At 72.3% G+C, this 11,794-nt stretch carries 8 protein-coding genes; 3 read left to right on the top strand and 5 right to left on the bottom strand.

Features of this window, described 5'->3' with window-relative positions; genetic code table 11:
* Positions 1-102: 102 nt before the first annotated feature.
* Both G515_RS0114425 and G515_RS21610 read left to right on the top strand, forming a co-directional pair.
* Positions 103-699, top strand: a complete 597-nt coding sequence (locus G515_RS0114425) for a TetR/AcrR family transcriptional regulator (protein WP_028660702.1) — start codon at positions 103-105, stop codon at positions 697-699.
* 129 nt (positions 700-828) lie between these two features.
* Entirely contained in the window at positions 829-2,496 is a 1,668-nt protein-coding gene (locus G515_RS21610; protein WP_051218399.1) for an alpha/beta hydrolase domain-containing protein, read from the top strand.
* Between the two features lie 62 nt (positions 2,497-2,558).
* Here the strand turns inward: G515_RS21610 and G515_RS0114415 are convergent, their stop codons facing one another.
* Genes G515_RS0114415 through G515_RS0114405 form a run of 3 tightly spaced genes read right to left on the bottom strand, consistent with a single transcriptional unit; the run spans position 2,559 to position 9,189 of the window.
* Positions 2,559-4,175, bottom strand: coding sequence for an amidohydrolase (locus tag G515_RS0114415; protein WP_051218398.1), 1,617 nt, complete (start codon positions 4,173-4,175; stop codon positions 2,559-2,561).
* Positions 4,176-4,235: 60 nt separating this feature from the next.
* Positions 4,236-5,966, bottom strand: coding sequence for an AMP-binding protein (locus G515_RS0114410; protein ID WP_051218397.1), 1,731 nt, complete (start codon positions 5,964-5,966; stop codon positions 4,236-4,238).
* Between the two features lie 31 nt (positions 5,967-5,997).
* Positions 5,998-9,189: an acetyl-CoA carboxylase family protein gene (locus G515_RS0114405; RefSeq protein ID WP_028660699.1), complete on the bottom strand. Its 3,192-nt coding sequence runs from the start codon at positions 9,187-9,189 to the stop codon at positions 5,998-6,000.
* Positions 9,190-9,286: 97 nt separating this feature from the next.
* Between G515_RS0114405 and G515_RS0114400 the strand changes: the two genes are divergently transcribed.
* On the top strand, positions 9,287-9,910 hold the full coding sequence (locus tag G515_RS0114400) for a TetR/AcrR family transcriptional regulator (RefSeq protein WP_028660698.1): 624 nt from the start codon (positions 9,287-9,289) through the stop codon (positions 9,908-9,910).
* Between the two features lie 66 nt (positions 9,911-9,976).
* Here the strand turns inward: G515_RS0114400 and G515_RS0114395 are convergent, their stop codons facing one another.
* On the bottom strand, positions 9,977-10,603 hold the full coding sequence (locus G515_RS0114395; protein ID WP_169570618.1) for a serine hydrolase: 627 nt from the start codon (positions 10,601-10,603) through the stop codon (positions 9,977-9,979).
* Positions 10,604-10,611: 8 nt separating this feature from the next.
* Positions 10,612-11,718, bottom strand: coding sequence for a GuaB3 family IMP dehydrogenase-related protein (locus G515_RS0114390; RefSeq protein WP_028660696.1), 1,107 nt, complete (start codon positions 11,716-11,718; stop codon positions 10,612-10,614).
* Between the last annotated feature and the right edge of the window lie 76 nt (positions 11,719-11,794).

Raw genomic sequence — 11,794 nt, 5'->3', positions numbered from 1 at the left:
GTGCCCTAATCGAAGCGAGAGCGTCAACCGTCCGAAGGGACAAAATGACCGGCCGCCCGCGGCCGGCGCAGCGACCCACACCAGCCACGATCGGAGCCGCCGATGACCGACCAGGCCACCCGAGCCGACACCAGCAGAGCCCGACTCATCGATGCCGCGGTCTCGGCCTTCGCGGAGAAGGGCTTCCACGGGACGACGACGCGAGACATCGCCTCGGCCGCCGGGATGAGCCCGGCCGCGCTCTACGTGCACCACCGCTCCAAGGAGGAACTGCTCCACCAGATCTCCAAGGAGGCCCACCAGCGCACCCTGGACGCGATGGACGAGGCGGTCGCCTCCCAGGAGACCCCGACCCGACAACTGCACGAACTGGTCCGCGTCTTCGCCGTCCACCACGCGCACGCCCGCACCCGAGCGCGCATCGTCAACTACGAACTCTCCGCCCTGAGCCCCGAGCACCATCGCGAGATCGTCGAGCTCCGCCAGGCCATCGACCAGCGGATGCGAGACCTGGTCGAGAGCGGCGTCGCGGCCGGCGAGTTCGACGTACCCGACGCGGGGCTGGCCACCACCGCCCTGCTCTCCCTCGGTGTCGACATCGCCCGCTGGTATCGCACCGACGGCTCCTGGACCCCCGAGGACGTCGGCGACGCCTACGCCGCCCTGGCGCTGCGGATCGTGGGCGCCCGACCCCTCTGACGCATTTGCACTCGTCCTGCGGAGTTCGTCAAGCTGCTGGACGAAGTGACCCAGGTCACTCTAGCCTCGCACTCGTCCTCCCGGCGCCCTCGCCAGGACCGCCGGGCCGTCTCGAGCCGATGGGACGTCATGACCCTCACCACGAGAGCGAGCGCCGCAGCCCTGGGCGCGGCACTGCTACTGACCGGCACCACCGGCCCGACCGCGGCGACCCCGAGTCCACCGGAGGGCCGATCCGCCGCGAGCGTCCCCACGCCCGAGGTGGTCGGCCCACTCCCCGCAGGAGATCCGGACGACGGCGGTCGCAACCACCCGTTCCTCGCCACGGACTACGACCTGGCCGGCCACGGCTACGTCGAGGAGGAGTTCCTGATCAGCGGCGAGGCCACCAGTTACGCCGCCGACGGAGTCGGGGACGCGAGCGTCCGCAGCGAGGGGCACGACTACACCACCCGCATCGTGGTGCGGCGTCCCAGCCGGCCCTCGGCGTTCAACGGCACCGTGATCGCGGAGTGGTACAACGTCAGCAATCAGTGGGACCAGGAGGTGGACTGGTTCCAGACCCATGAGCACCTGGTCCGCCAGGGCTACGCCTGGGTCGGGGTCTCCGCACAGCGGGCGGGTGTGCACTCCGCGACCGGCCTCCGCGCCTGGAACCCCGACCGCTACGGTTCCCTCGACCTCACCGACGGCGGGACGATCACCGACGACAGCCTCTCCTGGGACGTCTTCTCCCAGGCGGTGCAGGCGGTGCGCGACACCTCACGACACGCTCCCCTCGGCCGACTGCGGGCGGACGAGGTGATCGCGACCGGGCACTCCCAGTCGGCCGGCCGGCTGTGGCAGTACGTCAACTCGGTCGACCCGATCGCCGGGGTCGTGGACGCCGTGGTGCTGCACGGCGGCGGTGGCGCGATCCGCCCCGACCTCGCCACCCCGGTGTTCAAGCTGAACAGCGAGACCGATCTCGCCATCAACCTCCTCGGTGCCGCCCAGCGGCAGCCGGACACCGACCTGCTCCGCATCTGGGAGGTCGCCGGGGCCTCACACGGCGACTGGAAGCTGATCACCGACTACGGCCGGCTGCGGATCCGCGACGTCGGCAGCGCCCCCGGCGGTTACCCGGGTACGCCGCAGACCTGTGATCTCCCATCCGGATCCCGCCTGCCCCAGCACCTGGTCCAGGGCGCGGTCTACGACCACGTCACCGACTGGGTCAGCGACGGCACCGCGCCGCCTTCCGCGCCGCCGATCGACCTCACCGGGGACGGCGTCGCCCGGGACGATCTCGGTCTGGCCACCGGAGGCATCCGGTTGGCCCAGCAGGAGGTGCCCACCCGGATCAACTCCGGCCTGAACACCGGGCCCGGCTTCTGCTTCCTGGACGGCAGCTCCGTACCGATCCCCGACGGCGACCTCGCCCAGCGTTACCCGGACGAGAAGGCCTACGTCGCGGCCGTGGTCTCCGCCGCCCGTGCCGCCGTGGAGGCGGGGCACCTGCCCGCCGACTTCGCCCAGGATCCGTCCTGGTTCACCGACGCCGTCGACGTGGTCCGCGACCGGAGCACGGACAACGCGAGGCCGGGCGCGGCCATCGTGACCCGCCTCCTGGTGAACCGTCTCGAACGAGCTCAGGCCGCCGCGGACGTCGGCGCGCTCGCGACCGCGGACCGGCGCGTGCGCCAGGCGGAGCAGCTCGCCGATCACCTGCTCCCCGACACCGACGCCACCGCGTCGATCTCCCGCTCGCTGGCCGGCGTCCGCGGGATCATCGGTCTGGGTCGCCGGCTCCGCTGACCGCCCGCCCGAGACCGGCCCGGCTCCGCGTGCCCCACCGGGGGTTCGCGGAGCCGGGGCGGTCACGCGGGGGCGCCGTGCACCGTGACGCCCCGCTTGAACGTGCGTAGCACCTCGATCTCACGGATCTCGGCCACCGGTACGGAGAGCGGGTCGGCACTCAGCACCACGAGATCGCCCAGCTTGCCCACCTCGATCGAGCCGCGGTCCTGCTCGGTGCGGTGCTCGTAGGCCGCATTGATCGTCAGCGCCCGGAGGCCCTCCATCGGGGTGACCCGCTCCTCCTCCCCCAGCACGACCCCGCCGGTCGAGGTGCGCGCCACCGAGCTCCACAACAGCAGCAGCGGGTTGATCGGGGTGATGGGGTAGTCGGAGTGGTTGGTGGGCCGCAGCCCCCGGTCGATCGCCGAGCGCATCGGGGAGATGCCGAAGGCGCGCTTCTCGCCGAGGTTGCGGAGATGGGTGTCGCCGAAGAGCAGGGTGTGCACCGTGAACATGGACGGTTCGAAGCCCTCCGCGACGTAGTCGTCGAGCTGGTCCGGGCGCATCACCTGGGAGTGGATCGGGACGGTGCGGCCGGGCGGGGTCGCACCCGCGGCCACGGCCGCCCGGTGCGCGGCGACGAGCTGGTCGATCGCCGCGTCCCCGTTGCAGTGCGCGAACACCTGGACGCCGTGGCGATAGGCCACCTCGACCAGGCGGTCAGTCGTGGCCTGGTCGAGCACCTCGATGCCGTGCCAGTGCACCTCCCCGCCCGGCCCGCCGGCGAGGTACTCCTCGGTGACGTGGGCGGTCCGCCCCTGGGGCGACCCGTCCAGCATCAGCTTCACGCCCTGCACGGTGTGACCGCCCGTCGTGGTGCCGATCAGGCCGGAGTCGATGCCCGCCTCGAGCTCGGTGAAGATCACCAAGGAACGTACGTCCACGAGCAGGTGTCCCGACTCCGCGCGCTCCCTTAGCCTGCGCACCTGCGCGAGGCTCGCGGCGCCGTCCTGCACGGTCGTCATCCCCCACCGGGCGTACTCGGCGAGCATCGCGTCCAGCGCCGCGTCGTCGAAGTCGAGCAGCGAGGTCACCAGGGGCATCCAGGCCCGTTCCCACAGCACCCCGTTCGGGATGTCGGTGCCGGGTTTGCGCACGATCGTGCCACCGCGCGGGTCCGGCAACCCGGGGCCGTAGCCCCGGTCGGCGAGGACCCGGGAGTTGACCACGCCACCGTGCGAGGACACGTGCGCGACGGCCACCCGGTGGTCGGGGAACTCCCGGTCGAGCAACTCGGCGGTCAGCTCGCCACCGTCCTCCATCTCGTCGGGGTAATAGCCCCAGCCGACGATGAACTCACCGGCCGCCGGCCGATTGCGCTCCGCCGCCTCGTGCAGCCTGGCGAGGAGGTCGGCCACGGTGCGGACCCCGCCGACCGGCGGCGGCTGGAGGGCCGCATGCCTGATGTACGGCGCACCCATCGACACGTGGCTGTGTGCGTCGACGAAGCCGGGCACGACCGTCCTCCCGCCGAGATCCAACACCTCGGTGCCGGGTCCGGCGAGCGGCCCGATCTCGGCCGAGGTACCGACCGCGGTGATCGTGCCACCGGTGACGGCCACGGCCTCGGCGACCGTGTCGGCCTCGTCCACGGTGATGACGTGGGCGTTGAGGAGGATCAGCTCCGGGGTGCTCATCGGTGCTCCGTTCGGGGATGCAGGGGGGACGGCGACGTCCGTATTCAGGCTCGGGCTCGATCAGCGGGCGTCGAGGACCTGCTGGGCGCGCTCGGCCAGCTCGACCTTGCGGATCTTGCCCGTGGTCGTCATCGGGAACTCCTCCACCACGGCGACCACCGGCACCTTGTAGGGCGCCATCTGCTCGCGCGCCCAGGTCTCCAGACCGGCGGGGTCCACCGCGCCGGGAGCACTGGGGCTGACGAAGGCGACCGGCACCTGCCCCTTCTCCGGGTGTGCGGCGGCCACGACCGCGACGGTGCGCACCCCCGGGTGGCCGCAGAGCAGGAGTTCGACCTCGGCCGGGAAGACGCTCATCCCCTTGACCTTGATCATGTCCTTGTCGCGACCCAGGTAGTGCAGGCAGCCCGCCTCGTCGATCCGGCCGTTGTCGCCGGTGTGCAGCCAGCCGTCCCGCAACTGGGCGGCGGTGGCCTCGGGCTTGTTCCAGTAGCCGGTCATCACCGAGGGGCTGCGCACGATGATCTCGCCCGCCTCCCCCAGCGGCAGCGGCCGGCCGGTCTCGAAGGAGACGACCGCGATGTCGGTGCCCGGCACGGGTACGCCGCAGAAGACCGGCTCCTCCCGGAGGTCGCGGTCCCCCAGGTGCATCCCGTACGGCGTGGCGTCCATGGTGTGGGTCTCGGTCATCCCGTACGCGCCCTCCCGGAGCACCGAGTGGGCCCCGACCGCGTCGTGCCACCGGGCGCGGACGTCGGGGGTCAGCTTGCGCACGAAGGAGACCGCCATCGGGTCCTCGAAGCTGCTCAGGTCCCGCTCGCCGAGGTCGGAGCGATCCATCAGCTCGAGATAGTTCTCCACGGTGCCCACCATGGTGGTGGCGCCGTAGGTCTCGATCGCGTCCAGCGCCGCCCCGGCCTCCCAGCGCGGCAGCAGGACGACGGTGCCCCCGAGCAGGATGGGGTTGAGGACGGCGAGGTTCTCCCCGGCGATCCAGAAGATCGGGATGAAGCAGACCGCGACGAACCGGGTCTCACCATCCTTGCCGGTGCCGGCCGCCGTGGACGCCGCCGTGTAGACCATGTGCCGCTGGGTGTGCTCGCAGCCCTTCGGCAGACCGGTGGTGCCGCCGGTGTAGTTGAGCGCGGCCAGCGCGTCCAGGTCACGACCGCGGACCGGCACCGGCGCGGCGTCCTGGGCCTCGGCCCAGGTGGTCACCGGGATCGCCAGGTCGACCGGCCCGGGCGGCGTACCGTCGGCGGCGAGCTCCCTGGGACCGGTGGCCACGACCCGCTCGACGACAACCCCGTCGGCACCCAGCGCGCTCGCCAGCATCGGCGCGAGCATGTCGAAGGTGACGACAACACGGGCGCCGGAATCGGCCAGCTCGTGGACGAGTTCGGCGGTCTGGAACATCGGGTTGACCGGCACATGCACGGCGCCGAGGCGGAGCGAGGCGAGCATCGTGATCACGAACTGCGGCGCGTTCGGCATGAAGACCGCGACCCGGTCGCCGGCCCGGACGCCGACCGACTCCAACCAACCGGCCAGACGGGCGACCCGGTCGGCCAGCTCGGCCCAGGACAGGTCACGGCCCTCGAAGGCGATCGCGGTCCGGTCCGGGCGATGCTGAGCCCAGTGGTCGACGTACTCGGGCAGGGTGAGCTCGCCGAGCGGGTGGACCGGCTCGGACGAGGTGCCCGCCGGTCGCGCCCGCGCCTGTCGCGGGCGCAGGTCGGCGAGGTAGGTCTCCAACTCGGTCAGCCGGTCGGTGTCGATCTCGATGCTCATGCGGGGTCCTCTCGGGAGAAGTGCGGGCGGGTCACCAGGTGTCGATGAAGCGGCGGCGCTGCTCCGGCACGGTCTCCGGCATCGCGGCGAGCACGCGCCGGCGGGTCTCGGCGGGGTCGATCACGTCGTCGAGTTCGAAGACCTGGGCGGCGTTGACCGCCTTGCCGCGCAGGTAGGCGTCGGCGACCAGGTCGTCGAAGGCCCGCTTCTGTTCCTCGGGGTCCTCGATCGCCTCCAGTTCGCGGCGGAAGCCGAGCTTGACCGAGCCCTCCAGGCCCATCCCGCCGAGTTCGCCGGTGGGCCAGGCGAGGGTGGCCGCCGGCACCTTGAAGCTGCCCCCGGCCATCGCCTGGGCACCGAGGCCGTAGCCCTTGCGGAGCACCACCGTGGTGAGGGGGACACTCAGCTTCGAACCGGTCACGAACAACCGGCTGAAGTGCCGCACCGTGGCGGTCTCCTCCGCCTCGGGCCCGACCATGAAGCCCGGGGTGTCGCACAGCGAGAGCACCGGGAGACCGTGGGCCTCGCACAACTGCAGGAATCGGGCTGCCTTGTCGGCCGCCGGGGTGTCGATCGCGCCGCCCAGGTGGGCCGGGTTGTTGGCGATCAGGCCCATCGGCCGACCCTCGAGGCGGATCAGGGCGGTGATGATGCCGACGCCGAACTCCGGGCGCAGCTCGAGCACCGAGTCGGTGTCGGCGACCAGGTCGATCACCGTGCGTACGTCGTAGACGCGGACCCGGTTCTCGGGGATGGCGTGCCGCAGCAGCCGCTGGTCGGCGGCCTCCCACTCCGCGCGCGGTCCCTGGAAGTAGGACAGGTAGCGCTGGGCGACCTCGACCGCCTCGGCCTCGTCCTCGACCAGGATGTCGATCACGCCGTTCGGCACCTGGACCGAGGTCGGTCCGACCTCCTCGGGACGGTAGACGCCCAGCCCGCCGCCCTCGATCATGGCCGGGCCGCCCATCCCGATGTTGGCGTCACGGGTCGCGATGACGACGTCGCAGCAGCCGAGCAGCGCGGCGTTGCCGGCGAAGCAGCGCCCGGTCGTGATCCCCACCGAGGGCACCTGACCGTTGAGCCGGCCCATCGTCGCGAAGGTGGGGACGTCGAGCCCGGAGGCCTTGGCGATGTCGGTGTCGCCGGGGCGGCCGCCGCCGCCCTCGGCGAAGAGGACGACGGGAAGGCCCTGCTGCTCGGCCAACTCCAGGAGTCGGTCGGTCTTGCGGTGGTTGAAGTACCCCTGGGTGCCAGCCAGCACCATGTAGTCGTAGGAGAGCACGGCGCAGCGCTCGCCGTTGACCCGCCCGACACCGGTGATCATGCCGTCGGCCGGGGTGTTGACCATCAGGTCCTCCAGCGAACGGCGCTGCCGCTGGGCGGCGACGGTGAGGGCGCCGTACTCGGCGAAGCTGTCCCCGTCGCACAGGTGCGCGATGTTCTCCCGGGCGGTGCGGTGGCCGGTACGACGACGCTTGGCGACCGCCTCGGGCCGGGCCTCGTCCAGGCCGTGCCCGTGGCGCTCGAGGACGTCCGCGAGGTCGGGTCGGATGTGGTCGAGGTCGATCTCGCGGCGCTCGTCGCGCCGGTCGACCTGCACCTCGTCGGGGACCAGCCGGAGCAACAGCCGCCCCGCGTTGGCCACGTCTCCGGCCGCGACGCCGAGCTCCTCGATCCGACCCGAGACCGGCGCCGCGACGACGTGCTCCATCTTCATCGCCTCGAGCACGATCACCGGGTCGCCCGCGGCCACCTCGTCGCCGGGCTCGACCAGCACGTCGACGACGGTGCCCAGGAAGGTCGCGAGCACCTCCCCCTCCGCCGCGTCGACGTCCGGCCGAACCCTCGGCTCCGGGACCAGCTCGGCGACGTGGTCGTCGAAGAAGGAGGTCGTGATCGACCCGGCCGCGAAGTCGGGGTGGGCGAGGATCCGACGCAGCACCTCGGCGTTGCTCGGCACACCGCCCACGCTCAGCATCTGCAGGCTGTCCAGGGATGCGCTCGCGGCCCGGGCCAGATCGGCGTCGGGCACGTGCGTGATCACCTTGGCCAGCAGCGAGTCATAGCTGCCGGTGATCTCCATGCCCGCTCGGGCGTGCGTGTCGACCCGGACCCCCGGGCCGTGCGGCAACTCCAGATCGGTGAGCACCCCGGCGACGGCGTGGGCGGTGCCGTCGGGGTGCAGCTCCTCCAGGTTGACCCGCAGCTGGACCGCGACGCCACGCGGCGCGGGCAGCTCGTCTTGGCGCAGCCCGAGCTCGGCCAGGGTGCGCCCGGTCGCGATGCTCAACTGCGCGGCCACCAGGTCCACTCCGGTGACCGCCTCGGTCACGGTGTGCTCGACCTGCACGCGCGGGTTGACCTCGAGGAAGTAGAACCTCTCCGGATCCTCGGCGTCGACCAGGAACTCGACCGTGCCCAAGCCGGCGTACCTCACCTCCCGGGCGATCCGCAGCCCCGCGTCGAGCAGCGGCGCCCGGTGCGTCTCGGAGAGCGTCACGCACGGAGCCACCTCGACCACCTTCTGGTGGCGGCGCTGCACCGAGCAGTCACGGTCGTGCAGGTGCGCGACCTCGCCGGTGCCGTCGCCGATCACCTGCACCTCGATGTGCCGCGCCCGGCGGAGGTACTGCTCGGCGTACAGCTCCGAGCGGCCGAAGCTGCGCTCGGCCTCCGACGCGCACCGCTCCCACGCGGCCGGCAGGTCGGCGACCGCGTCGACGACCCGCATGCCGCGTCCGCCACCGCCGCCGACCGCCTTGACCATCACCGCAGCACCGTCCCCCAGGCCGGCGAGGAACGTCTCGGCCTCCTCGAGCCGGGAGCCGGCACCGGTGGCCGGCAGGACGGGAATGCCGAGTGAGACGGCGAGATCGCGGGCCCGGGCCTTGTCGCCGAGCAGGGCCAACGCGTCGGGTTCGGGTCCGACGAAGCCGAGCCCGGCCTTCTCGCACCGGCGGGCGAAATCGGCGCTCTCGCTCAGGAAGCCATAGCCCGGATGCACCAGGTCGCAGCCCGCCCCGACGGCCACCTCGACCAGCCGCTCCGCGTCCAGATAGCCGCGGACGCCGTCCAGGACGTGCGCCTCGTCGGCCAGCCGGACGACCAGGCCGTCCCGGTCCTCCGGCGTACAGACCGCGACCGTCCGCATCCCGGCGGCCCGGGCGGCCCGGTGGATACGAACGGCGATCTCACCGCGGTTGGCGATCAGGACAGTGACCATGGGCCCTCCAGGCACGAGCTTGCGTCGGCCCCACAGACGTGACGCCGGTCACCACTATCTGTTGACATTGTCGTCAACGTCAACAGATGGTGGGCATATGGCGGCATCGAAACCGTGGGCCACCCGGGAGAAGCGCGACCGGGCCGAGAGCGAGACCCGCGCGGGCCTGGTCCACGCCGCCCAGCGGGTCTTCTCCCGCGAGGGCTACGCCCGCACCACCATCGCCCACATCACCGCCGAGGCCGGCGTCAGCCGGGCGACCTTCTACGTCTACTTCGCCGACAAGGGCACCGCCTTCGCGGTGGTCGCCGAGCACGTGCGCGACCGGATGGTCGCCGCCCAGGAGCTCACCGGACTGGACCCCGACGACGTGCGCGCGGTCGCGGAGGCCACCAACGCCGCCTACCTCGATGCCTACGCCGCCAACCTGGCCTTCATCACCGTGCTCGAACACCAGTCGCTCAGCGACCCGGAGATGGCGGCACTGTGGGAGGAACTGCACGACCTCCCCCGGCGCCGCACCGCCGGGTACGTCGCCCGACTGGCCGCGCAGGGCCGTGCGAACCCGGCCGCCTCCCCCGACGCCGTCGCCCGCGCCGGTGGCGGCATGGTGGCGCAGTTCGCCCCGCTGGTGACCCAGGACCCGACCCGTCGTACCGAGATCATCGCCGACCTCACCGCGATGTTCCTCCGCCTGCTCGGCGTCGACCCGGAGGAGTGACCGGGCAACCTCCGACCGGGGTGGTGCGGCCGGGGTGGTGGTGCCTCGGCCGAGAGACACAGAACGTCAGCGGGGCAGCGTGTCCCACAGGTAGCGGGCCAGTTCGCCGACTCGGACCTCGGCCTCGTCCTCGTCGAGGCCGGAGGTGAGCAGGCAGATCACGGTGGGAGGACGCTCGCCGGAACGGACCAGGGCGATGTCGTGCCGGACGCCGTCGGAGCCGCCGATCACATTCGCGACCGTGACATCGGCCGGCAGTCCGAGCGGCAGGCCGTCGCGCTCATCGTGCTCGCGCATCAGCCGCTCCAGCTCGGCGGCGTCCTCGGGGTCGGTCAGCCGGCCCTCGGCGAGGGCGATCAGGATCCGGCCCGCGTCGTGCGCGCTGATCAGGCTGTCGCCGGGGGTCTCGGCCACCTCGGTCATCACCGAGCACCGGGCCTCGGCGAGCACCTCGGCGACCGCGGCCGGCCCCACCCGGGCGACCAGCTCCGCGGCCGCCTGCGCCGAGGCGCCCGGCAGCGCCCGGCCGATCAGGGCCCGCAGGTCGTCCTCGACGCCCCCCTGGCGGAAGGCGGCCACGGCGGCGGGCAGCGCCACCAGTCCGGCGGCCGCGTGCTGCTGATTGACGTTGCGCGCCTCCAGCGGGACGCCGTCGAGTCCGCTGGCCCAGGTGGAGACGACCGACTCGCCCATGCCCATCATCAGCCGACGACGACCTCGATGCGCTGGAACTCCTTCAGCTCGGTGTAGCCGGTGGTGGCCATCGACCGCTTGAGGGCGCCCATCAGGTTCATCGTGCCGTCCGCGGTGTGGGAGGGCCCGAACAGGATCTCCTCGAAGCTGCCCACCGGGTCGAACGCCACCCGCTGACCGCGCGGCAGGTCGGCGTGGTGCGCCTCGGCGCCCCAATGGAAGCCCCGGCCGGGCGCGTCGGTGGCGCGGGCGAAGGGGGAACCCACCATCACCGCGTCCGCCCCGCAGGCGATCGCCTTGGCGATGTCACCCGACCGGCCGATCGAGCCGTCCGCGATGACGTGGACGTAGCGGCCGCCGGACTCGTCGAGGTAGTCGCGCCGGGCAGCGGCCACGTCGGCGACCGCCGAGGCCATCGGCACGGCGACGCCGAGCACGCTGCGGGTGGTGTGCGAGGCGCCACCGCCGAAGCCGACCAGGACGCCGGCCGCGCCCGTGCGCATCAGGTGCAGCGCGGCCTGGTGGGTGGCGCAGCCGCCGACGACGACCGGCACGTCGAGTTCATAGATGAACTCCTTGAGGTTCAGCGGCTCGGCCTGGCTGGACACGTGCTCGGCCGAGACCGTGGTGCCGCGGATGACGAACATGTCGACGCCGGCGTCGACCACCGTCTTGGCGAACTCCTTGGTGCGCTGCGGGCTGAGCGCACCGGCGACGGTCACCCCCGCCTCCCGCACCTCGTGCAGGCGCTGGGTGATCAGCTCGGCCTTCACCGGCTCGGTGTAGATCTGCTGGAGCCGCTTGGTCGCGTCGACGCCCTGCAGCGCGGCGACCTCCTCCAGCAGCGGCTCGGGGTCGGCGTACCTGGTCCAGATGCCCTCCAGGTTGAGTACGCCGAGGCCGCCGAGCCGGCCGAGCCGGATCGCGGTGGCCGGCGACATCACCGAGTCCATCGGCGCCGCGAGCACCGGGAGGTCGAACCGGTAGGCGTCGATCTGCCACTCGGTGCTGACCTCTTCGACGTCACGCGTGCGCCTGGAGGGCACGATCGCCACGTCGTCGAACGCGTAGGCACGTCGTGCGCGCTTGGCCCGGCCGATCTCGATGTCACTCACCCGGCCAGGATATTGCCCGTGGTGGGTCGGCGGCGAACCCGTCCGTCTCGGGAGGCGGGCCCGCCGCCGATGCCAG

This window comes from Nocardioides insulae DSM 17944 (assembly GCF_000422825.1).
Lineage (GTDB): Bacteria > Actinomycetota > Actinomycetes > Propionibacteriales > Nocardioidaceae > Nocardioides > Nocardioides insulae.
The sequence above is the reverse complement of the archived record's forward strand: the minus strand, read 5'-3'. Positions and strand labels throughout refer to the sequence as shown.